19 protein-coding genes are annotated in these 22,061 nt (G+C 45.1%); 6 read left to right on the top strand and 13 right to left on the bottom strand.

Going from position 1 to position 22,061, the window contains the following annotated elements:
- Nucleotides 1-32: 32 nt before the first annotated feature.
- Nucleotides 33-653 carry a beta-phosphoglucomutase family hydrolase gene (locus CAG58_RS01650; protein WP_158137257.1) on the top strand — a complete coding sequence of 207 codons (621 nt, stop codon included), beginning with the start codon at nucleotides 33-35 and terminating at the stop codon, nucleotides 651-653.
- Nucleotides 654-760: 107 nt separating this feature from the next.
- Here the strand turns inward: CAG58_RS01650 and CAG58_RS01655 are convergent, their stop codons facing one another.
- Together CAG58_RS01655 and CAG58_RS01660 are read right to left on the bottom strand one after the other, a co-directional pair.
- Complete coding sequence (locus CAG58_RS01655) at nucleotides 761-1,231, bottom strand: FKBP-type peptidyl-prolyl cis-trans isomerase (protein ID WP_161425052.1); 471 nt, start codon at nucleotides 1,229-1,231, stop codon at nucleotides 761-763.
- Nucleotides 1,232-1,246: 15 nt separating this feature from the next.
- Nucleotides 1,247-1,873, bottom strand: a complete 627-nt coding sequence (locus tag CAG58_RS01660; RefSeq protein WP_154171180.1) for a thiol:disulfide interchange protein DsbA/DsbL — start codon at nucleotides 1,871-1,873, stop codon at nucleotides 1,247-1,249.
- Nucleotides 1,874-2,025: 152 nt separating this feature from the next.
- On the opposite strand from CAG58_RS01660, the gene CAG58_RS01665 reads away from it, so the two are divergent.
- From CAG58_RS01665 to CAG58_RS01675, 3 genes are all read left to right on the top strand, one after another.
- Complete coding sequence (locus CAG58_RS01665) at nucleotides 2,026-2,652, top strand: OmpA family protein (protein WP_161425570.1); 627 nt, start codon at nucleotides 2,026-2,028, stop codon at nucleotides 2,650-2,652.
- Between the two features lie 167 nt (nucleotides 2,653-2,819).
- Nucleotides 2,820-4,379, top strand: a complete 1,560-nt coding sequence (locus CAG58_RS01670; protein ID WP_161425571.1) for a methyl-accepting chemotaxis protein — start codon at nucleotides 2,820-2,822, stop codon at nucleotides 4,377-4,379.
- 3 nt (nucleotides 4,380-4,382) lie between these two features.
- The gene (locus CAG58_RS01675) at nucleotides 4,383-5,585 is read left to right on the top strand and encodes a nucleoside phosphatase (protein WP_161425572.1); all 1,203 of its coding nucleotides are present in this window, start codon (nucleotides 4,383-4,385) and stop codon (nucleotides 5,583-5,585) included.
- 63 nt (nucleotides 5,586-5,648) lie between these two features.
- Here the strand turns inward: CAG58_RS01675 and tkt are convergent, their stop codons facing one another.
- Both tkt and tal read right to left on the bottom strand, forming a co-directional pair.
- Nucleotides 5,649-7,643: a transketolase gene (gene tkt / locus CAG58_RS01680; protein ID WP_337247279.1), complete on the bottom strand. Its 1,995-nt coding sequence runs from the start codon at nucleotides 7,641-7,643 to the stop codon at nucleotides 5,649-5,651.
- Nucleotides 7,644-7,718: 75 nt separating this feature from the next.
- Nucleotides 7,719-8,669 (bottom strand): transaldolase, encoded by a 951-nt coding sequence (gene tal, locus CAG58_RS01685; protein ID WP_161426644.1) that lies wholly within the window; start codon nucleotides 8,667-8,669, stop codon nucleotides 7,719-7,721.
- A 487-nt stretch (nucleotides 8,670-9,156) separates the two neighbouring features.
- Between tal and CAG58_RS01690 the strand changes: the two genes are divergently transcribed.
- Complete coding sequence (locus tag CAG58_RS01690; protein ID WP_004396638.1) at nucleotides 9,157-10,146, top strand: sugar-binding transcriptional regulator; 990 nt, start codon at nucleotides 9,157-9,159, stop codon at nucleotides 10,144-10,146.
- A gap of 40 nt (nucleotides 10,147-10,186) precedes the next feature.
- On the opposite strand, the gene CAG58_RS01695 is transcribed toward CAG58_RS01690, so the two are convergent.
- The 3 genes from CAG58_RS01695 to moeA form a co-directional block, all read right to left on the bottom strand.
- Nucleotides 10,187-11,017 carry a sulfurtransferase gene (locus CAG58_RS01695; protein ID WP_161426645.1) on the bottom strand — a complete coding sequence of 277 codons (831 nt, stop codon included), beginning with the start codon at nucleotides 11,015-11,017 and terminating at the stop codon, nucleotides 10,187-10,189.
- Between the two features lie 79 nt (nucleotides 11,018-11,096).
- Nucleotides 11,097-11,849 (bottom strand): molybdopterin-synthase adenylyltransferase MoeB, encoded by a 753-nt coding sequence (moeB, locus tag CAG58_RS01700; protein WP_161426646.1) that lies wholly within the window; start codon nucleotides 11,847-11,849, stop codon nucleotides 11,097-11,099.
- 8 nt (nucleotides 11,850-11,857) lie between these two features.
- Nucleotides 11,858-13,093: a molybdopterin molybdotransferase MoeA gene (gene moeA / locus CAG58_RS01705; RefSeq protein ID WP_161426647.1), complete on the bottom strand. Its 1,236-nt coding sequence runs from the start codon at nucleotides 13,091-13,093 to the stop codon at nucleotides 11,858-11,860.
- 150 nt (nucleotides 13,094-13,243) lie between these two features.
- Between moeA and folE the strand changes: the two genes are divergently transcribed.
- Complete coding sequence (gene folE / locus CAG58_RS01710; protein ID WP_004396634.1) at nucleotides 13,244-13,897, top strand: GTP cyclohydrolase I FolE; 654 nt, start codon at nucleotides 13,244-13,246, stop codon at nucleotides 13,895-13,897.
- A 168-nt stretch (nucleotides 13,898-14,065) separates the two neighbouring features.
- Here the strand turns inward: folE and msrB are convergent, their stop codons facing one another.
- From msrB to gcvH, 6 genes are all read right to left on the bottom strand, one after another.
- On the bottom strand, nucleotides 14,066-15,190 hold the full coding sequence (gene msrB, locus CAG58_RS01715; protein ID WP_161429862.1) for a peptide-methionine (R)-S-oxide reductase MsrB: 1,125 nt from the start codon (nucleotides 15,188-15,190) through the stop codon (nucleotides 14,066-14,068).
- Between the two features lie 215 nt (nucleotides 15,191-15,405).
- Complete coding sequence (locus CAG58_RS01720; RefSeq protein WP_161426190.1) at nucleotides 15,406-17,145, bottom strand: formate--tetrahydrofolate ligase; 1,740 nt, start codon at nucleotides 17,143-17,145, stop codon at nucleotides 15,406-15,408.
- 390 nt (nucleotides 17,146-17,535) lie between these two features.
- The gene (gene cspE, locus CAG58_RS01725; RefSeq protein WP_004396631.1) at nucleotides 17,536-17,748 is read right to left on the bottom strand and encodes a transcription antiterminator/RNA stability regulator CspE; all 213 of its coding nucleotides are present in this window, start codon (nucleotides 17,746-17,748) and stop codon (nucleotides 17,536-17,538) included.
- Nucleotides 17,749-18,060: 312 nt separating this feature from the next.
- A complete protein-coding gene (locus tag CAG58_RS01730; protein WP_004396630.1) occupies nucleotides 18,061-18,297 on the bottom strand; it encodes an RNA recognition motif domain-containing protein in 237 nt (78 codons plus the stop codon).
- Between the two features lie 177 nt (nucleotides 18,298-18,474).
- Nucleotides 18,475-21,339 (bottom strand): aminomethyl-transferring glycine dehydrogenase, encoded by a 2,865-nt coding sequence (gene gcvP / locus CAG58_RS01735; RefSeq protein WP_161426191.1) that lies wholly within the window; start codon nucleotides 21,337-21,339, stop codon nucleotides 18,475-18,477.
- A 189-nt stretch (nucleotides 21,340-21,528) separates the two neighbouring features.
- The gene (gene gcvH / locus CAG58_RS01740; RefSeq protein WP_154171168.1) at nucleotides 21,529-21,909 is read right to left on the bottom strand and encodes a glycine cleavage system protein GcvH; all 381 of its coding nucleotides are present in this window, start codon (nucleotides 21,907-21,909) and stop codon (nucleotides 21,529-21,531) included.
- Between the last annotated feature and the right edge of the window lie 152 nt (nucleotides 21,910-22,061).

Consider the following 22,061-nt stretch of genomic DNA (forward strand, 5'->3'; position numbering starts at 1 on the left):
AACAGTGACGGCTTGATCCTTTGGAGGTATAGATGACACTTAACTTAAGCCAATATGATGGGCTGATTTTTGATATGGATGGTACTTTGATCGATACGATGCCAGCGCATCTTCAAGCGTGGCAAGCGACCGCAGACCATTTTAATTTTCCCTTTGATGGAAAATGGCTACATAGCATGGGAGGCATGCCGAGTTTTAAGATTGTCAGTGAGATCAATCGACGATTCGACTTGGATCTGAATGCTCAGCAGGTCGCTGACCATAAAATGCATACCTTTGCACAATTGGCCGATAAGGGAGGTTTGATTTCTGCGACGTATGACATTTTTTGTGCTCAGCTAGGTAAAAAGAAAATCGCGATAGGCACAGGCAGTCAGAGAGGATCAGCGGAAAACTTATTAGCTCAGGTTGAGGTACTCGATAAACTTGATGCTTTAGTCACGGCAACGGATGTGGAACATCATAAACCTCATCCTGAAACATTTTTACGTGCTTGCCAGCTGCTTGAGTTAACACCTAAACAGTGCGTGGTATTTGAAGATACTGAACTTGGTATGCAAGCGGCGCATGCAGGCGGAATGGATTGTGTATTAGTGACCGCTGCGGGGTTAGTTTTTTATCCAGTTAATCGAGTGTTAACGGTAACCGCTTAAGATGGGAAAGGGGTAATCAGTCGGTTAGATACGGTCAGATAAGAGTCATTATGATGAGTTTTATTCACAATGACTCTTGTTGACGGTTATACCAAGGCTAAGCTGAGTTATTGGATTTCAATCAGTTCAACATCAAAAATCAACGTTGCTGCAGGAGGAATGGGGCCCGCACCATTTTTGCCGTAAGCCAAATGGCTAGGAATAAAAAAGCGCATTTTTTGTCCTTCCACCATCAATTGCACACCTTCTTGCCAACCTTTAATGACTTGATTTAAGCCAAACACAATGGGCTCATTACGTTTAATGGAGCTATCAAAGACGCTGCCATCAAGAAAACGGCCTTCATAATGCACTTTTACTCGGCTGGTTGGGCTAGGATGAGTTTCACCAGTACCCGCTTGTAAGAGTTGGTACTGTAGGCCACTTTCAGTTTCAATGACGTCATGTTGTTGGCGGTTTTCTTGTAAAAAGCGCTCTCCTACCGCATGATTTTGTTCCGCTATCTTACTGTTATTCCAGCTTCGATAGATAAAAAACACGGCTAATAAGAGAACGAGAACAATCAATATTTTATTCATAATACAGATACTTTATTAAGGTTGTTTAAGTAAATAAGTCAGCGTTTCTGCCATATTGGCTAGGTCACTATGACCGCTAGTTAACAGCAGGTATTTACCGTTAACAATAAAAGTGGGGACCGCATTAATTTGCGATTGTGTCGACATTTGCTCTGCAGAAGCGAGCATTGTCATTAGCTGTTGTTGCTGCATCTCATTAAAATCATAGGGACTAATGATATGTCGGCTATGAAAGGCATGATCAATGGCGGCTTTACGCTCTGCTGGCGTGGTGCCTTCAGGCATTTGTACGGCAGCAAATAGGTCATCCATCATATCGTGATCAGGGATGTCATCCAACTGCATCACTGCACTGTAATAAATCATCGCGCCCAGTTGAGCGCCTTGATTAAAAGTAACATGCAGTTTGCCGAAGCGTTGCCCAGTGAGCTGTTCGAGTTCAGGCAAAAACGTTTCCATGGTTCGGCAGTGAGTACAAGTGAGAGCAAACACTTCGGTGATCGGCGCAAGAGAAGGGGAGCTCAGAGGGTTAGATAATTTCTGGTAATGAACACCTTGCTTAGGGCCTGTTGGCTCGCTACAACCAAGAATCAACACTACGCTAATGATAAGCCCACAAAAGCGAATAAAATTTTTTTTCATAATCAACCAAATTAAAATCATAAAGAGAGCTCAGTCTAACCAGTTCTGTTTGTGAGGCAAACAGCAGAAGAGCAAATTGTTAGCAATACATCATAAAGTTTTGCGCTGGCGGCCGATAACCAAGGTGATACTAAAAAATGGGAACCCAACGGATGAAAGTCTTCATACTATCACTGCTACTGTTTTTATCGGGGTGTGGCTCTCTGGCGACTGATAAAATGTTCAAAAGCAATTTATTAGACACCGCACCGAAAAATGATGCCGAGGTTCGTTATCCTGACTGGCGTTTGGCTCCTGCTTCACTTATGGCCGCAAAACCCGAGTCTATGCCTGCTACGCATCAACCGATGAAAACCCTCTCCGATAGTAGTTTAGAAAGCTTCCTGTCCGCCAATGGCTTAGATTATGAACTGATCCCTGGCGATCATACGATGGTCAAACTCAAACGTGCAGTGCAGTTTCAAACTGGATCGGCGGTGGTGCCAAGTGCATCAGTACAATGGCTCGCCCAACTCGGACGCTATTTAGCGAATACGCCACAGATTGATATTGTGATTGAAGGGCACACCGATAATACCGGCACTGAGCGATTTAACGACGGTCTTTCAATGCGCCGAGCGGATATGGTGAAAAATATTTTACTTGAACAACAAGTATCACTAGCCGCCATTTATACCCGTGGTTATGGCGAGCATACTCCTGCTTGTACCAATCAAACGCCTCAAGGCAGAGCTTGTAATCGTCGTGTTGAATTGCTGATGATTATGGATAGTCAGTAAGTGATGATGAATACGGTTAAATGTGACTGACTGAATAGTTTTTACGGTTCATTTAAGCGTAGATTGATAGTTTTCACGCTTGTGCAACTAAAATGAGACAATACTTTGAAACATTTCTCTATTTTGTGTATACAGTCGCCACAAAACCAATCATAGGTTACGAAATTATGTCAGGCCGTCAGTTTTCCTCAACAAAAGAAGTTCCCGTTAGCCAACACGATCAACTGGTTTCAACCACCGATTTAAAAGGTGTGATCACCTATTGTAATGAAACCTTTTGTCGTATTGCCGGATTTACCGAACAAGAGCTATTAGGACAAAATCATAACATTGTACGCCATGATGATATGCCTAAAGCGGCGTTTGCTGATATGTGGAAGCGCCTCAAACAAGGCCATGCTTGGCGTGGAATTGTCAAAAATAAAACCAAAGATAATGGCTATTACTGGGTGGATGCCTATGTGACGCCTATTTATGAAAACGGAAAAATAGCTGGTTATCAATCAGTACGAGTCAAGCCTGAACGCCGTTGGGTTGATATTGCTAACAAAGCCTACCAAGGGCTGCGTCAAGCTGAACGCTCTGGTCGTAAATTTTCACTGACAATCGCGGATTCCGTTCGTTATGCGATATTACTTGGTTCATTGAGTGCTCCGATTGCAGCTTATTTGTGGGGTGATCAGAGCACTCAGCTTTTGGCAAGTATTTTCCCTGCTCTTTCACTGGGCTTGTTTTTTCGTCAAGAACTGATTGATACGCCGCGTCAGCTCGCTCAACTACGCCAACAATACGACAGCGTTAGTCGATTGATTTACTCAGGTAATAGTCAGTTTTCAATTGCTGATTATCATTTAAAAATGGCGTCTGCACGGATTCGAACGGTATTAGGCCGGATGATGGATTCGGCGAAACCATTACAAGTTATGGCCAATACCTTACATAAAACCAGTACGGAAGTAGCACAAGCCTTAACCCAGCAAGAAAAAGATATTCGTTGGGTAATGCAAGCTACCGATGAGGTCGAAGCCGCTGCCAATGCTGTATCTGACAATACCCAAGTCTCCTATGCGTTAATTGATCAGGCTCGTGTGGAGTGTGCTCAAAGCAGACAGAGCATTGATCTGACTCAGAAAAATTTATTACAGCTCAACGAGCAAGCAGAAAGAGCGACTCAAACCACTTATGCTTTGAGCGATCAAGCTCAGCGAGTGAGTCAATTGATGGGAGAAATCGGCGGAATTGCTGATCAAACCAATCTGTTAGCGTTGAATGCGGCGATTGAAGCGGCGCGAGCCGGTGAGCAAGGACGTGGTTTTGCTGTGGTTGCTGATGAAGTCCGTGCATTATCGGGACGTACGCAAAAAGCCACCGAGCAGATCCAAGCGAGTATCAATGCGATGTTGCAAGCGATTGATGGATGGCAAAAAGAAATTCATCAAAGTCAGCAGCAAACCCAAGCTTGTGGCGAGGTTGCTGAGCAAAGTGCTTCTCGTTTACAACAAGTTGAAAGTTTATTACTAGAAATGCACGATACGGTGGCGGATATGGCGAAAGCGGCGCAGTCGCAACGTGATATCACTCATCAAGTCAATCAACATATTCACTCGATTGCCTCTGCCGCTACCCAAAATCTTGCTGCAACCCATAAAGTTGAAGAATATAGCATTGAAATGAATCATAAAGTTGATGATTTTCATCAACTTGCGAAAAGGTTTGAAGAGAAATAAACAATGTATCAAAGTAGAAAACAAGGTATGACGTTACTGTCTAAGCGCATGATAGTCGGCAGCAGTTTACTTATTTCGTTGTTGTCAGCAACGAGTGCCTTCGCCAGTGACAAGAACCCATGTCATATTATTTATGATGCGGGCAGTAGTGGTACGCGAATGTATGTCTATGAGCAGCGTTCAGACCAATGGAAAGTTCATAAAGGTCCTAAGATGGAGGCTTTAGCCGATCCTATTCGCCAGAATAGAGGGAAAACCGCGCAGGATATTCCACTAGTGGTCACTCAGTTGGCTGATACATTACAACAGATAAAGACAGAGGGGCCGCGCAATAATAAGGGCAAGCCAGCATGGCGAGCCTTTAACTGGCAAACGGCCTGTGAACTGCAGTCGGTGATGGTGTATGCCACGGCAGGCATGCGCATTGCTGAGCAAAATAATCCACAACAAAGTCAACAAATGTGGCAAGCGCTGAATCAAGCTTTACGCCAGCAATTGCCTGATTCGGTTGACGTGGTGACGAAAACCCTTTCCGGCTATGAAGAGGGATTATACGCTTGGTTAGCGGTACACGATGAAGTGCAAAATACGCAATTTGGTATTGTAGAAATGGGCGGAGCTTCCAGCCAGATTACTTTCCCATGCCCCGATTGCGAACCTAATGATGCATTACGTCGTGTCAAAGTAGGGAATCAAGATTTACCCATGTACAGCTACTCATTTTTAGGCTTGGGGCAAGATGAGGCGGCGAAAGTATTGGGCGTTGCTGAAAGTTGCCAACATGGTATAGGCAGTCGTCAAAAAAATTGGCAGTTATCAGCGTGTCAAGAGACGCTGAAATTGACTCAGTCAGGCGGTATTTTAGATCCTTATAACTATCAGTATCAGCAACAAGCCCAGTATCGAAAAATCCCCACCGAACAAGGTAGGCAAGTTGAATGGTATTTGACGGGAGCGTTTAAGCATCGTCAAACGAATGATGAGCAGCAGTGTTGTATCAATAGCGGTGCTTGCCATAAACCGGAAACCTCGTGTTTTCGTGTCGCTTATCTACCCAAATACCTGCAAGCATTAGGCGTACCCAATGATGCACCAGTAAAAAAAGACGCCGATTGGCCACTCGGAGCGGCGATCTGTCGCAGTAATGATTGTCTGGTTAATGCGGAGCCTCCGGTATGTCGTTGGAATAAAACGGGCTGTTTATAATTAATCTTTAAATAACAAAATCCCGCCTTGGCGGGATTTTGTTTATCAGCTTTCGGTTAACGATTAAGCCAATAGTTCGTTAGCAGTTTTCACCACATTTTCAGTTGTAAAGCCAAACATCTTGAATAACTGATCCGCTGGTGCCGATTCACCAAAGGTCGTCATACCGATGATCTTGCCACCAAAACCAACGTACTTGTACCAGAAATCAGCAATGCCTGCTTCAATCGCGATACGCTTGGTCACGTCTGCAGGTAATACTGCTTCACGGTAAGCGGCATCTTGCTTATCAAAGGCATCGGTCGATGGCATTGAAACCACGCGAACGTGCTTACCTTGCGCTTCAAGTTCAGCCGCCGCACTCACCGCGAGCTCCACTTCAGAACCGGTTGCAATCAAGATAAGCTCTGGTTTGCCAGCGCAATCTTTAAGGATATAACCACCTTTAGCAATATCAGCCACTTGCACTGCCGTGCGAGGCTGCTGAGCGAGGTTTTGACGTGAGAAGATCAACGCTGATGGCGCATCTTTACGTTCAATCGCCAGTTTCCATGCGACTGCAGATTCCACTTGGTCACAGGGACGCCATGTGCTCATGTTTGGTGTTAAGCGTAGAGAAGCAACTTGCTCAACCGGTTGGTGAGTCGGGCCATCTTCACCGAGACCAATCGAATCATGAGTATAAACCTGAATGTTCTGGATCTTCATCAGCGCCGCCATACGCAGTGCGTTACGGGCGTATTCCATAAACATTAAGAAGGTCGCGCCGTAAGGGACAAAGCCACCGTGCAATGCGATACCATTCATGATCGCTGTCATACCAAATTCACGCACACCGTAATGGATGTAGTTACCAGAGAAATCTTCAGCGGTGAGTGATTTTGAGCCAGACCACATGGTCAGGTTCGACGGCGCTAAGTCTGCAGAGCCGCCCATAAATTCTGGTAATAATTTACCGAACGCTTCAAGGGCATTTTGCGATGCTTTACGTGACGCAATGTTGGCAGGGTTAGCTTGTAACTCAGCAATGATAGCATTGGCTTGCTCTTCCCACTGCGCTGGAAGGTCGCCATTAACGCGGCGTTTAAACTCAGCCGCTTCTGCTGGGTACTCAGCAGCGTAAGCCGCAAACTTCTCATCCCAAGCTGCTTCTTTAGCTTGGCCTGCTTCTTTGGCGTCCCACTGAGCGTAAATATCAGCCGGAATTTCAAATGGAGCGTATTGCCAACCCAAGAATTCACGCGCCGCTTTGATTTCATCGTGGCCTAGTGGCGCACCGTGACAATCATGAGAACCTGATTTATTTGGCGAGCCAAAACCGATGATGGTTTTAGTACAGATCAGAGTTGGACGCGGATCGGCTTTGGCGGCTTCAATCGCTGCGTTGATCGCTTGTGCATCATGGCCGTCAACCGCTGGGATCACATGCCAGCCGTAAGCTTCAAAACGTTTTGGCGTGTCATCGGAGAACCAACCTTCAACATGACCATCAATCGAAATACCGTTGTCGTCCCAAAACGCAATCAGTTTACCAAGACCTAGAGTACCAGCTAATGAACAGGCTTCATGGGAGATACCTTCCATCAAACAGCCGTCGCCCATAAATACGTAAGTAAAGTGGTCAACGATGTCATGGCCTGGCTTGTTAAACTGAGCCGCCAGTGCTTTTTCAGCCATCGCCATGCCCACTGCATTGGTGATACCTTGGCCTAGCGGACCGGTGGTGGTCTCAATGCCAGGTGCATAGCCGTACTCTGGATGGCCAGGAGTTTTAGAATGCAATTGACGGAAGTTTTTCAAATCGTCAATCGACAGCTCATAACCAGTTAGATGCAACAGTGAGTAAATCAGCATTGAACCATGGCCGTTCGACAGCACAAAGCGGTCACGGTCAGCCCATTGTGGGTTTTGTGGGTTGTGATTGAGGTGTGAACGCCAAAGTACTTCAGCGATATCCGCCATTCCCATTGGTGCACCTGGGTGACCAGAATTGGCTTGTTGAACTCCATCCATGCTCAATGCACGGATTGCGTTAGCGAGTTGTTTACGTTCCATAATAATTACCGACAAATAATAGATTTAGAAAGGAAAGGGGAACGTCAATCGTTCCCCAAATTTTAATTCTTGAGCGAATTACAGTTTTGCTGCAATCATGACTTCCAGTTTGCCTTGGTCAACGGCGAAGTTACGGATACCTTCAGCTAGTTTTTCAACTGCCATTGGATCTTGATTATGTTCCCATAGGAATTCAGCGTGAGTCATTGGTGCTGGGCGAGCTTTGCTGCCTTTTGAGTCGACCAATTTCTCAACCACTTCACCTTCTGCAGCTTCAAGTTCAGCCAGTAGAGAAGGAGCAATCGTTAAGCGGTCGCAACCCGCAAGCTCTAAAATCTCACCGATATTACGGAAGCTTGCGCCCATCACTACTGTGTTGTAGCCGTGCTCTTTGTAATAGTTGTAGATTGTGGATACTGACACTACGCCTGGATCTTCTTGCGGTGCAAAATCACGACCTTCTTTTGCTTTGTACCAGTCCATGATACGGCCAACAAATGGTGAGATGAGGAATACACCAGCTTCAGCACAAGCACGAGCTTGCGCGAAAGAGAACAATAGGGTTAGGTTACAGTTGATGCCTTCTTTCTCAAGAATCTCCGCCGCGCGGATACCTTCCCACGTTGAAGCCAGTTTAATTAGGATGCGATCATTTTTGATCCCAGCATCGTTATACATTTTGATCAGTTGGCGAGCTTTGGCGACACTGCCTTCGGTGTCGTAAGAGAGACGAGCATCGACTTCAGTTGAGATGCGTCCTGGGATAGTTTTCAGGATCTCTTTACCAATATTTACCGCTAACATATCGCAGGTATCTTGAATTTGTTGTGCTTTGTCTGAACTTTGCGATTTTGCGTATTCGATAGCAGCATCAATCAGTGGCGCGTATTCTGCGATTTGGGCAGCTTTTAGGATCAGCGAAGGGTTGGTGGTAGCGTCTTCAGGTTGGTATTTTTTAATGGCATCGATTTCACCAGTATCCGCAACCACAGTAGTCAGTTTACGAAGTTGCTCTAATTTGTTGCTCATATCGTTCATCCTATTTCTTTTGGCCAAGCCAATGTATGGCAGAAAAGCTAACGCAATTATGATCAGCGACCGAACTTATGTTATGAACATTTGCTCGTTCGTTGAGTAAATGATGTGACCATCTTTATCTTATCCAGTTAGAAAGTCAATCATAGTTAGTGGCTTATGGTGATGTGAATCAACAATTTTATGTTATTTATTTCGCAGGTAGAAAAAGAAACGTTTGCCTAATCGAAGCTAGTTACGACAAGGGTTGATTGAGAGAAACCTGTTACGCTGAGAAAATGTCATTGTCATGAACAAATGTTGCAAATGGAGGCGGACTTCACTTATCCTAGCACGATGAGCATATGCTCAATATTCGTTTTTTTGCGCGCCCGATCCTTACTGTTTGAAGCGTTAATTGTCAGCGTGCACATGTTTTTTGTCATCCACCTATTCGCTGCGGCTCTCAACTTCAATGGGTTGGCAGAATAAAGAGATCATCATGACGACTTTGCATCAAGATATATCTGTTGAAAGTACCGATTTACTAACGGAAGTTTCTGTCGCTTATTATCAAGATGGAGCGACCCAAGAAGAGATATCTAAAAAATTTGCTATCTCACGAGCGAAAGTTGGACGTATGCTCAAGCAGGCGCGTGATGAAGGTATTGTCGAAATCACCGTTAAATACCACCCTGTTTTTAGCGCGAAAATTGAGCAGCGGTTGATTGAACGTTTTGGTATAAAACGTGCCCTAGTCGCCTTGGATCAACCGAATGAAGAACAACAAAGGCAACAAGTTGCGGGCTTAGTTTCAAATTATCTATCCGGCACGTTAAAAAATGGCATGGTCGTGACTATCGGACAAGGACGAAATGTCTCGGCAGTTGCCCATCATATCGGCGTCATTACGCCACGAGATTGTAAGTTTGTATGCAGTATTGGTGGTATTCATCCTCGTGGGGGGATGTTTAATGCCGATCATATTTGTCGCCAAATGGCGAAAAAATACGGTGGTACGTCTGAAACGCTATACGCTCCGGCTTATGCGGAAAATCGTGCGCAAAAATTGGCTTTTATGCAAAATGCGACGGTTAAGCAAACCTTAGATTTAGCTCGTAAAGCCGATATTGCCTTAGTAGGGATTGGCGATATGAGTGAAAACAGTTATATGGTTGATCTCGGTTGGTTTACCCCCGATGAAGTTGTTCAGTCTCGTTTACAGCAAGGCGTAGTTGGCGATTTTGCTGGTTACGATTTCTTTAATATTCATGGGCAAATCGCCAATACCGTGATGAGTGATCGAGTGATTGGATTAGGGATTGAAGAGTTTCGACCCATCTCTGAAGTGATCGCTATTGCGGCTGAAAATAGCAAGCCGCTGGCGTTGCTGGGAGCATTACGCACTGGAGCGATAGATGTTATTGCCACGAGTGTCAGTAATGCTCTGACAGTATTAAACCTCGATGAGCAGATGCGCAACGTGCAGTAGATGATTAACGCAGTACCATCCGTCAATGATAATGACGCGATCAGGATGGCTCGATAGGTAGCTCATTACGTTGTCCCCACTCTGTCCATGAACCGTCGTAAATGGCGAGGTTTTGATAACCACAAAGATAAGCGGCGAGAAGAACAATACACGCCGTCACGCCAGATCCGCAGCTAAACAGATACTCATCAGCAGCCGATAGACTATCGGCGAGAATAGGGGTTAATTCGTCGATTGGTTTTAGCTCGCCACCATTCATCAAGTGAGTAAAGGGCAGATTGCATGAATGCGGGATATGACCACTTCGTATGCCTGGGCGAGGTTCAGAAATCAGAGCTAGAAAACGCTCTGCTGAGCGTGCATCGATGGTAAGGCTGGCCGGATCGTTGAGTTTGCTCAATACGTAGTTAGCATCAACAAAGTAACGCGGCTCAAGTTCACCAGTAAAATCACCGTTCTCTACGGTCGCTAGGTACGCTTGAGCCAAAGGATAACCTGCCTTTTTCCATGCTGGTAATCGACCATTGAGAATATAGACTTGCTGATGACCGAAAGCACGGAACATCCACCAAGCGCGGGGAGAAGCAAACGTCCCACTATTATCGTAGACGACAATCACTGAATCTTGGTTGATGCCCAATTGTTGCGCGAGATGGTTAAAACGCGTATGGGCAGGCATCATGTGTGGCAAAGCACTCTCAATGTCGCAAAACTCATGGTCGTAATCAAATCGACGTGAGCCGGGGATTTTGTTTTGCCAATCTTTTTCACCTTCGCTCGGAATCTGAAATTCAATGCTGCAATCCAAAATGACTAACTGAGGTAAGCTTAAATGTTCATAGAGCCAAGTTGGAGTAATCAGTGGGGACATGCGGCTTATTCCTTATAATAAGGGGGAGTAGTGAGCATGCGGCTCAATAAAAATACCGCGTTTTTCACGTCGTTATCCTTCAGGTGTGGCAAATTGGGCAACTGGCCTGTTTAGGTAAAGTCATCTCACGCCAGGTCATTGATAAGGCATCCAAGATTAAAAGCTTACCCAGTTTGGTGTGTCCATAATCGGCGATGATTTTTATCGCTTCCATGGCTTGGACTGCGCCAATAATACCGACGACAGGTGCCATTACTCCCGCTTCAACGCAAGTGAGTACGTGGTGGCCAAAAAGAGCACTTAAGCATTGGTAGCAAGGTTCATCAGGATGCTGGTATCGAAATACACAGACTTGGCCTTCCATACGAATCGCCGCGCCAGATATTAACGGCGTTTTCGTTGCAAAGCAGAGTCGATTCAATTGATTACGCGCCTCGACATTATCCGAAGCATCGACTACTACAGTATGTTGTTCGATTAAGCGTTTTAGCGGCTCGTCAGCCAAACGTTGATCCACCGTATTGACGATTAGATAGGGATTGAGTTGGCGCAATGATTCTGCTGCAGAGTCGACCTTTTTACGACCGACATCGGCATCACTATGTAACACTTGGCGCTGTAAATTCGATAGTTCGACGCAGTCATCATCGATCAAGGTTATCGTACCGACACCTGCCGTAGCCAGATATTGACTGGAGACACAGCCCAAGCCTCCTGCACCTAAAATTAATACAGAGCTTTGTTTAAGCGCCTCTTGCCCTTCAAAATCAAACTGGTTAAGGATGATTTGCCGGTTATAACGCAGCATCTCTTGGTCAGATAAAATATCCATAGTGTTCCTTAAGATAAACAGGCATTAAACAACTGAATATTCACGATCTCACCAGCCTCTACTCGCCCACGATCCTGCTCTAATACCACAAAACAATTAGCAAGGCTCATTGAACGAAAAGCGCCAGAACTTTGATTGCCGGTGCTCTCTACGACAAACTGTCCATTTTCAAGGTGATAAATACCACGCTGATAGTCGGTGCGGCCTGGCGATTTTTTGAAGGGACTTTTGGTTCGTGCAGGAATAGACTGAGGCGCTTGCCATTCGCTGTGTCCGGCCAGTTTGGCCAGCATAGGCTGTACCAGAACATACAAAGTCAGCATCGCCGAAACCGGGTTGCCCGGTAAACCACAAAACCAAGCGTTTTCTAATCGACCAAAAGCAAAAGGTTTACCTGGTTTTATCGCGAGCTTCCAAAAACCGATTTCGCCAAGTTCGGCAAGGATATCTTTGGTGTAATCAGCCTCTCCGACACTAACTCCACCAGACGTGACGACGACATCCGCAAGCTGTTGCGCTTGATTAAAGGTCGCTTTTAATGTCGCTGGGCAATCAGGGATGATCCCCAGATCGATAGCCTCGCAGCCAAAATTTTCAATCAACGGTTTAATACCATAGCGATTGCTATCGTAAATCTGTCCTTCAGAGAGCGTCTCACCGAGTGGTTTTAGTTCATCTCCGGTAGAGAAAAAGGCGACTTTAGGTTTACGTAATACGTTCACATGACTGATACCCAAAGTCGCGATCATTGGGATATCACGAACGGTTAAGCGTGCACCTTTGCGCAAGACCAGATCATTGTGTCCGATATCATCGCCCATCGGACGAATGTTGGCATTGGGTTGAACATGGTTCACAGAAAATTGAATACCGTGCTCGGTGACTTGCGCTTGCTCTTGCATGATCACCGCATCGCAACCGATTGGAATTTGTGCGCCAGTCATAATCCGAATACAGGTCAGTGGTGGCCACTCTCCAGTAAATGGTTGACCTGCAAACGATTTTCCTGCTACGGGCAAGGGTTGATTATGGACGATATCAGCGCGTCTGACGGCATAGCCATCCATTGCTGAGTTATCAAAAGGAGGCACAGGAATCGGAGAGAGAACATCTTCGGCTAAGACAAACCCCAGAGCTTCAGCAAGCGGAAGTTGCTGTGTTTGATTCACTGGGGTAATACGAGAAAGCATGGAATGCAGTGCATCTTCAATCGGCATTAAGCCCGGCGCATCACAACAGCCCATATTGTTGATCCTATGGTGGTTATTTTTGTCGGTACTTTAACACAGAAAGGGCATGACAATAATGTCCGCCCATAAAATAGGGATGTAATTATTCAAAAATCCGAGTATTCTTGTCTGCCATTCGAGAGGGGTAATGAAGAGGTAGGGGAAATGTCAATTTTGAGCGAATCCGCCCAGTTAGTGAAAGCAGCACTAGAGAGCCGCGGTCAGGAAACGCCAATGCAACCCAATGCAATTAGCCGTGAAGAGAAAAAAGCGCAAATTGAATTTCATATGCGTGAAGTCTTAACTCTTCTGGGTCTAGATTTAGCGGATGATAGTCTACAAGAGACACCGCATCGGATTGCCAAAATGTATGTCGATGAAATTTTCTCTGGGCTTGATTATAAAAACTTCCCAAAAATTACCGTCATTGAAAATAAAATGAAAGTCAGTGAAATGGTACGCGTTAAGGATATTACCGTGACCAGTACCTGTGAGCATCATTTAGTGACCATCGATGGTAAAGCTGCGGTCGCTTATATTCCACGTGGTAAAATTATTGGCCTATCAAAAATTAATCGCATTGTACGTTTTTTTGCTCAGCGCCCTCAGGTGCAAGAGCGTTTAACGCAACAGATTTTAGTTGCGTTGCAGACGTTACTTGAGTCGGATGATGTTGCGGTAACGATTGATGCTACCCACTATTGTGTAAAGTCTCGAGGTGTCATGGACGCGACAAGCGTAACCACCACGACCGCTTTAGGGGGGATATTTAAATCTAACCCTGCCACCCGCGCCGAATTTTTGCATGGATTACGTTAATACCTCGTTGTGGTGTTAATAGATAAAAAGCCTCTCATCAGAGATAATGAGGGGCTTTTTATTTGCCGCTGGCGCGAGTGATGAGATTGCACGACGTTATCGAGTTAATCTCAATCTCTTGGGTTGTAGAGCAACAACCTTGTTCGTCGAATATCAGCTCAATTCATGCTACAAGGGCAAATAATCGCCATATCCTTCCGCTGCCATTTTCTCTTCTGGAATAAAACGCATTGCCGCAGAGTTCATACAGTAACGCAGGCCAGTAGGTGCCGGACCGTCCTTAAAGACATGACCAAGATGTGAGTCGCCGAACCGACTGCGTACTTCCGTTCTGGTATAGAAAAGACGAAAATCGCTTTTGGTAATAATGTACGCTGAATTAATCGGCTTGGTGAAGCTTGGCCAGCCTGTTCCTGAGCGAAATTTATCTTGCGACGAAAAGAGTGGTTCCCCAGTGACGATGTCTACATAAATACCGCGTTGATGATTATCCCAGTATTCATTATTGAAAGCCCTTTCCGTGCCTTCTTGCTGAGTGACATAATATTGTACATCTGTTAGCTTGGCTCGAATCTCTTCAGGCGATGGCTTGTGGTAGGTCTTGATGTTTTGTTCTGCAAGCGATTTGTCAATCAATTGACGTAATGTGATGGGGTTCTTATTACGCTCACGACCAAAAATCTGGTCTAAATATTGATCTCGTCCTGAAGCATGACGATAGTATTTATAACGAATCGGATTCTTTTTATAAAAATCTTGATGGTACTCTTCCGCAGGCCAAAATTCGGTGTACTCAATCAATTCAGTATTCAGGGGCTTTTGATAAATACCTAAAGCATCCACTTGTTTTATTAACTGTTGAGCGATCTGCTTTTGGGTTGAATCATGGTAGAAAATCGCTGGTCGATATTGTAGCCCGCGATCTACAAACGAACCTTTTGCGTCTGTTGGGTCGATGTGGCGTAAGAAATAATCCAACACTTGTTCATAACTGACCAGATGCTCATCAAAAGTGACTTGAATGACCTCAATATGTCCCGATTTTCCAGATGATACTTGCTGATAGGTTGGGTTTGCTAATGTACCACCTGCGTAACCAGAGACAACATTGACGACGCCCTCGAGTTTTTCTAAATCGGCCTCTGTACACCAGAAGCATCCTCCCGCTAAAGTCGCGATTGCATAAGACGACTCTGCTGCGGATAAAGACGGATTATTCGCTCGAGTAGTGATAGAGAATAGAACTAATAGCGTTAGCACGCTGGAGGAAAACCATATTGTAAAACGCTTCATCTTGCCCTTTACCTATTTTATTTAGATGACCAGTGATGGTGATTATTGCCTATTTAAAACGGCCGTCGTGCTAAAAAGCGGAGTGTATTACCATTGTTTAAGCACGCTAAGCAGTAGTGTCTTATCGACAATATCAAGACTCTGTTATCTATACGTAAAATAGAGCAAGAAAGAGCAACAAAGTGAAGAAATTGCTCTTGCTGATCAGTTATTGGTTAACTCAAACCAATGATGTTGCCATCATTATCGAGATCAATCGCCATAAAACTGGGTTTTGCTGGAAGTCCGGGCATGGTAAGCACGTTGCCACATAAGGCATAAATGAATTCCGCACCAGCACATGGTTTTAACTCTCTAATGGTGAGAGTAAAGGCTTTGGGCGCACCCTTAATGGCTGGATCTCCAGTGAGAGACATCGGATTTTTAGCCAAACAAACGGAGAAATGCTGATAAGGTAGCGTTTCTAATTCGGCCAGTTGTTGCTTAGCCAGTGCACTAAGCTCGATGGTCGTTGCGCCATAACTTTTCGCAACCGCAGTGAGTTTATCGAGTAGTGAATCTTGCGCTTGATAAAGAGGTTTAAAATGTGTGGTTTTTTGGCATTGAGCGATGACTTGCTGGGCAAGGTCTAGTGCGCCATGCCCTCCTTGAGAATAGGCATCTGAAACAGTGACTTTGACATCATTAGGTAGACGTTTAATCAGACTAACTAGTTGCTGAAGCTCCTCTTCGCTATCTTGTGGAAAACGATTGATGGCCACCACGGCTGGAATACCATAGCGATTCACATTATCGATATGCCATTGTAAGTTGGTGAAGCCGGCGGTCAGTGCCGCGTTGTCGGGTTGAAAAAGTAACTGACTGTCTATCGGCTTGAATTCAAATAGCCCTGAATTGGCTTTAATTCCACGTAAAGTTGCGACGATAACGGCACAATCTGGGGCTCTATTAGCTACATTGGCTTTAATATTACACGCTTTTTCAAAGCCCATATCAGAGCCAAAACCAGCCTCTGTCACGGTGTAATTCGCTAACTTACTGGCAATCTCATCAGCAATAATCGATGAATTACCATGGGCAATGTTGGCAAAGGGACCCGCGTGAATGAGGGTTGGAACGCCTTCCAAGGTTTGCATTAACGTTGGCATTATCGTGTCTTTCATACAAACCGCCATAGCCCCCGCGACCTTGAGATCTTCGGCGGTAATCGCTTGTCCATCGAGATCATAAGCGAGAATAATCTGACCAAGTCGGCGACGTAAATCGGCTAAGTTTTTCGCCAGCGCTAAAATCGCCATCAATTCAGAAGCGGCGGAAATATCAAAGCCGTCTTCTCGTTCAATGCCGTTCGTTGTTTGGCCTTCAGGATTACGGCCGACAGTGATGTAACGCAGGGCGCGATCGTTATGATCGACCACTCGTTTCCAAACAATACGTTTAGGATCGATTCGCAGTGCAGGTAACCCTGTCTGTGTGGAGAAATTTTCGTAACCAAGACGAGTTTCGTGGTATAGACGGGCATCAATCGCTGCTGCGGCTAAGTTATGCGCCGAAGTGACGGCATGAATATCACCGGTAAGATGTAAGTTGAGCTCTTCCATCGGTGCAACTTGTGAATAGCCACCACCTGCCGCTCCGCCTTTGACACCAAAAATCGGTCCCATGGAGGGTTGACGGATACAAGCGATAACGGATTGGTTTAAGTGCGCAAGACCTTGTGCTAAGCCTATCGTGTTCACCGTTTTACCTTCGCCAAGTGGCGTAGGAGTAATGGCCGTAACTAAGATTAATTTTCCTGAAGAGACATTTTTAAGGCGTTGTAAGCAGTGTAATGAAACTTTGGCTTTATAAGAGCCTTGGTTGTGAAATTCATCAGTCAATAAGCCAGCTTTTTTAGCGATGAGCTCAATGTTTTGTAGGGGAGTTGTACGGCAAATCTCACTATCTGACAGCATAAAACCCTCGTAGTAAGGCTAAATAGGGTGAAGAAGACCATTTTGCTGCGATAGTAACGTGTAAAAAATGCTTGTAAAGGAGAATGATAGTAAAAAGAGACATCTCAGCCTTCCGTTACATGCTGACGAACTAATGATGTCAGCAGGCTAATCGGAGGTATGATGGTTAAGCAGAGCCATGGATAACAGGCAATAGATTAAGACAAAGGAGAGTTATTTGTTGCTATAAAAAGCTTCTTTCTTGCGAGACAATTTGTACCATTGACGTTGTCTGGTCGATCTTCTAGACATAGATTTCCTAATAAAGTGAGACTGCAATAAGCGGAGAATAAACGAGAGTGCAGGGGGGAAGTAAAACGCAGTGCAGAGCACTGCGTTTTGAAATTTAGCTTACAGAGGCGTTACTTCAGTCGCTTGTGGACCTTTTTTGCCTTCTTCAACATTAAAGCTTACTTTTTGACCTTCAGCTAATGTTTTGAAGCCATCAGAGACAATGGAGTTGAAGTGAACAAACACGTCTTTACCGCCGTTGTCTTGAGAAATGAAACCGAAACCTTTAGTTTCGTTGAACCATTTTACTGTACCAGTCGTTTTACCAGACATAGTTACCTCTAAATATCTTAAATTTAATAGAATGAATTTTGGCTGATAACGCAAGCTATTGAATGGTCTATCTAGGTGAAGTTGACACAGGTTTAACGAAAGGTTTCGCGACTTGTATAAAACAAAACTTACACTGAATGTACATTAACAACTCTTCTGTAAGAGCCAACTTTAACTATACACACAGAATCCTAAATAGCGAGAACTATTTTTCATGTCTGATTGTTTTTAGGGAGCTTGTGTATGAATAACAAAGAGTTAGGGTGTATGCTTAACGCCTAATATCTTGTGTATACGCTGTGTAAAAAACGCTTAATCGGCTTTTTTAACGCGAATCTTGCTTTTATGGACATCACTTAAATTGAGATTCGCGATGGCTTGTTTGGCTTCTTCGAGATTTGGCATTTCGACAAATGCAAAGCCTTTTGAGTGACCTGTGATTTGGTCCAGTACTAGATTACACGCTTTTACTTCACCAAAAGCGGAGAATAAAACGCGGATGTCTTGTTCGGTGGTAGTACGGGATAAATTTCTAACTAACAGTTTCATGAATAATAATCTTGTAGGAATTGACGCTGTATTGTCTCAGTTTCTCAAGGTGAAACCAAGGAAATCTTTGTGTTAACAGTGTTTGCCTTGATAAGAGAGGATAAAAGGCGAGCCATTAAGCTCGCCATTGATTTTCAAATTAGCACAGAACTAGGGACGAGTGATCGTCGCGGTTTATTACTCTTCGTAATTATCAATGCTTGGACAGGTACAGACCAGATTACGATCGCCATAGACGTTGTCGACGCGATTGACGGTTGGCCAGTACTTGGTGGTTTTGCTGTGCTCTGATGGGAAACAAGCGATTTCGCGAGAATAAGGATGTGACCATTGCTCAACGGTTAAATCGACTTGCGTGTGCGGCGCATTGACTAGTGGGTTATCTTCTAATGGCCACTCGCCAGTTTGCACTTTATCTATCTCTTGGCGAATAGCGATCATAGCCTCACAGAAACGATCGAGCTCAGCTAAGCTTTCGGATTCGGTTGGCTCAACCATTAGTGTACCCGCGACGGGGAATGACATGGTTGGCGCATGGAAGCCATAATCCATTAAGCGCTTGGCGATGTCTTCTTCACTGATCCCGCTTTGCTCTTTTAATGGGCGAATATCAATAATACATTCGTGCGCGACACGACCATTATGACCACGATATAAAATGGAGTAGTGTGGACGCAGGCGCTCCATAATGTAGTTGGCATTAAGAATCGCCAATTTGGTTGCTTGTTCTAATCCGCTTGAGCCCATCATGGTGATATAAGCCCAAGAAATAGGCAAAATGGACGCACTGCCTAAATCCGCGGCAGAAACGGCGTATTGCGTGCCTTCCACACCACCTTCAATATGCCCGGGTAAGAAAGGCGCTAAGTGAGATTTAACCCCAATCGGTCCCATGCCTGGACCACCACCACCATGTGGAATACAGAAGGTTTTATGCAGGTTAAGGTGCGACACATCTGAACCAATAAAACCGGGAGAGGTGAGGCCAACTTGTGCGTTCATATTGGCACCGTCGAGATACACTTGGCCGCCAGCTTGGTGCACCATTTCACACACTTGGCGTACTTGTTCTTCATAGACGCCATGAGTGGAAGGATAGGTGATCATGATCGCGGAAAGATTTGCACGATGTTTGTCGATTTTTGCAGCCAGATCAGTCAGATCAACGTTACCATTATTATCGCATTTCACGACCACCACTTTCATCGATAACATGGAAGCGGTCGCTGGGTTAGTACCGTGAGCCGAACTTGGGATTAAACACACATCGCGGTGTCCTTCACCACGGCTTTGGTGATAACGCTGAATAGCAATCAGACCCGCATATTCACCAGAAGCGCCAGAGTTTGGTTGCAGTGAAAAAGCGTCGTAACCGGTAATTTGGCATAATTTCTGTTTAAGGTCGTTAGCCAGTGCGGCGTAACCTTGCGCTTGCTGTTTTGGTGCAAACGGATGTAACGCGCCAAATTCTGGCCAAGTGACCGGGATCATTTCAGCGGTGGCATTGAGCTTCATGGTACAGCTGCCAAGTGGGATCATACCGTGAGCCAAAGAGAAATCTTTATTTTCCAGTTTCTTCATATAGCGCAGCATTTGCGTTTCGCTATGATGGGTGTTGAACACAGGATGAGTAAGGAAGCTGGATTGGCGGCGGCAAGATTCAGGAATCGCAGCTAATTCATTGTCAGCAATGGTGGTCGATAAATCGTCAATCGCTTCGTTAACAGCAAAAACGTCAAATAGAGCTTTGATATCTTCAACCGTCGTCGTTTCATCCAAGCTAATACCAATTTGCTGCGCCGATTTACGTAGATTCATTCCGGCTAGTTGCGTTTGCTGATAAAGCTTTTCTGTTGCCGATCCAGTGTTGATGGTTAACGTATCAAAAAAGCTATGATGATCTAACTCATAGCCCGCTTTGGTTAGCCCGGCGGCAAGAATCGCGGTGAAATGATGGGTTCTACGCGCGATAGTTTTAAGTCCTTCAGGACCATGGTATACCGCGTAAAAGGCTGCCATATTCGCCAGTAGCGCTTGTGCAGTACAAATGTTGGAGGTGGCTTTTTCACGGCGAATATGCTGTTCACGCGTTTGCATTGCCATGCGCAGCGCTTGATTGCCTTTGGCATCAATGGAAACCCCAATCACACGACCTGGCATGGTGCGCTTATGAGTATCACGAGTGGCCATGAATGCGGCATGAGGGCCACCATAGCCCATTGGCACACCAAAGCGTTGTGCTGAGCCAATCACAACATCCGCCCCCATCTCTCCGGCCGGTTTAAGCAGCACACTGGCCAGCAAATCGGTGGCGACGGTGACCAAAGTTTTATTGCGATGTGCTTGTTCGATGATGGCAGTTAAATCGCGCACTTCACCGCGAGTATTTGGGTATTGCAGTAATGCGCCAAACACATCTTGCTCCGCCAAACTCTCGATAGGCGCGACATTCACTTCAAAGCCAAGGAATCCAGCTCGGGTTTTGATGACTTCAATCGTCTGAGGATGGACATCGTCCGCGACAAAAAAGACGTTACTTTTACTTTTACCAGCGCGATGGCATAACGCCATGGCTTCTGCGGCCGCTGTCGCTTCATCTAATAATGACGCGTTGGCGATCTCCATACCCGTTAAGTCGATGATCATTTGTTGATAGTTAAGCAGCGACTCTAAGCGACCTTGAGAGATTTCAGGCTGGTAAGGAGTATAAGCCGTGTACCAACCAGGATTTTCGAGTACATTGCGTAAAATAACGTGAGGCGTAAACGTGTTGTAGTAACCTTGACCAATAAAAGTACGCTTAATCTGGTTTTGTTGAGCAAAGGCTTTCAGCGTCGCGAGCATGTTGGTTTCACTTTGCTGCTCACCAATATCAAGGGCGGCTTCTAAGCGAATATTCGCGGGGACGGTTTCGTTAATTAGCGCATCAAGACTGGAAGCCTGAATAGTGGCTAACATGGTCTGTTGATCATTGACGCGTGGTCCGTTATGGCGTGCAATAAATTCGTTTTGTGTGCTTAGGCGGTGCAGTAACTCGGTCATTTTCCCTTACCTATAGATAGAGCTGTAGTATGGCTTACCATCATGTTCGATAACGCTAATTATACCGATAAGCGTTGACGGATAATTGATATCACTGGGTTGTCGTGAATAAGAATTATGATGAAAAGCTGCCTTGGTTTTCACCATATCAGGTGGCTTTAGCCCATTAGGTGGCAGCTTGTTGATCAATTAATCTTCTTCAATCAACGTCAGATATTCATCGGCATCTTTAAGATCATCGAGTTCAGAAGCATCGGACATTTTAATTTTAACAATCCAGCCAGATTCATAAGGCTCTTCATTGATCAGCTCTGGGCGATCGGATAGTTCTTCGTTAATTTCGATAACCATGCCCGATACGGGAGCATAAATGTCAGATGCCGCTTTGACTGATTCAACCAAGGAAAAATTATCTCCTGCGTCAAATTCACTCTCTAGCTCGGGTAACTCGACAAACACCACATCACCCAACATCGCTTGGGCATGTTCTGAAATTCCAATCGTGACGGTACCGTCGCCGTTATCACGCACCCATTCATGGCTATCAGTAAACTTCAGTGTTTTATCCATTGTTTTTTCTCCAAATTGGTAGCGAACGCTCGCCGAGCGAGTGTGCAATAGTTCAAAAAGAACTTTTGTGTGCTTGCTCACTGAATTGAGCCAATCTGTTCTTTTTGAGGGTATTGAACGTCATTGAACCAAACGATTGCTTGGCTAACATG

This window comes from Vibrio sp. V31_P5A7T61 (assembly GCF_009904895.1).
In the GTDB taxonomy this organism is placed as follows: Bacteria; Pseudomonadota; Gammaproteobacteria; order Enterobacterales; family Vibrionaceae; genus Vibrio; species Vibrio metschnikovii.

Excerpts from the sequence above, each read along its gene's own strand:
- CAG58_RS01650 (WP_158137257.1), top strand. The coding sequence starts at position 33 with ATGACACTTAACTTAAGCCAATATGATGGGCTGATTTTTGATATGGAT.
- CAG58_RS01655 (WP_161425052.1), bottom strand. The coding sequence starts at position 1,231 with ATGAATAAAATATTGATTGTTCTCGTTCTCTTATTAGCCGTGTTTTTT.
- CAG58_RS01660 (WP_154171180.1), bottom strand. The coding sequence starts at position 1,873 with ATGAAAAAAAATTTTATTCGCTTTTGTGGGCTTATCATTAGCGTAGTG.
- CAG58_RS01665 (WP_161425570.1), top strand. The coding sequence starts at position 2,026 with ATGAAAGTCTTCATACTATCACTGCTACTGTTTTTATCGGGGTGTGGC.
- CAG58_RS01670 (WP_161425571.1), top strand. The coding sequence starts at position 2,820 with ATGTCAGGCCGTCAGTTTTCCTCAACAAAAGAAGTTCCCGTTAGCCAA.
- CAG58_RS01675 (WP_161425572.1), top strand. The coding sequence starts at position 4,383 with ATGTATCAAAGTAGAAAACAAGGTATGACGTTACTGTCTAAGCGCATG.
- tal (WP_161426644.1), bottom strand. The coding sequence starts at position 8,669 with ATGAGCAACAAATTAGAGCAACTTCGTAAACTGACTACTGTGGTTGCG.
- CAG58_RS01690 (WP_004396638.1), top strand. The coding sequence starts at position 9,157 with ATGACGACTTTGCATCAAGATATATCTGTTGAAAGTACCGATTTACTA.
- CAG58_RS01695 (WP_161426645.1), bottom strand. The coding sequence starts at position 11,017 with ATGTCCCCACTGATTACTCCAACTTGGCTCTATGAACATTTAAGCTTA.
- moeB (WP_161426646.1), bottom strand. The coding sequence starts at position 11,849 with ATGGATATTTTATCTGACCAAGAGATGCTGCGTTATAACCGGCAAATC.
- moeA (WP_161426647.1), bottom strand. The coding sequence starts at position 13,093 with ATGGGCTGTTGTGATGCGCCGGGCTTAATGCCGATTGAAGATGCACTG.
- folE (WP_004396634.1), top strand. The coding sequence starts at position 13,244 with ATGTCAATTTTGAGCGAATCCGCCCAGTTAGTGAAAGCAGCACTAGAG.
- msrB (WP_161429862.1), bottom strand. The coding sequence starts at position 15,190 with ATGAAGCGTTTTACAATATGGTTTTCCTCCAGCGTGCTAACGCTATTA.
- CAG58_RS01720 (WP_161426190.1), bottom strand. The coding sequence starts at position 17,145 with ATGCTGTCAGATAGTGAGATTTGCCGTACAACTCCCCTACAAAACATT.
- cspE (WP_004396631.1), bottom strand. The coding sequence starts at position 17,748 with ATGTCTGGTAAAACGACTGGTACAGTAAAATGGTTCAACGAAACTAAA.
- CAG58_RS01730 (WP_004396630.1), bottom strand. The coding sequence starts at position 18,297 with ATGAAACTGTTAGTTAGAAATTTATCCCGTACTACCACCGAACAAGAC.
- gcvP (WP_161426191.1), bottom strand. The coding sequence starts at position 21,339 with ATGACCGAGTTACTGCACCGCCTAAGCACACAAAACGAATTTATTGCA.
- gcvH (WP_154171168.1), bottom strand. The coding sequence starts at position 21,909 with ATGGATAAAACACTGAAGTTTACTGATAGCCATGAATGGGTGCGTGAT.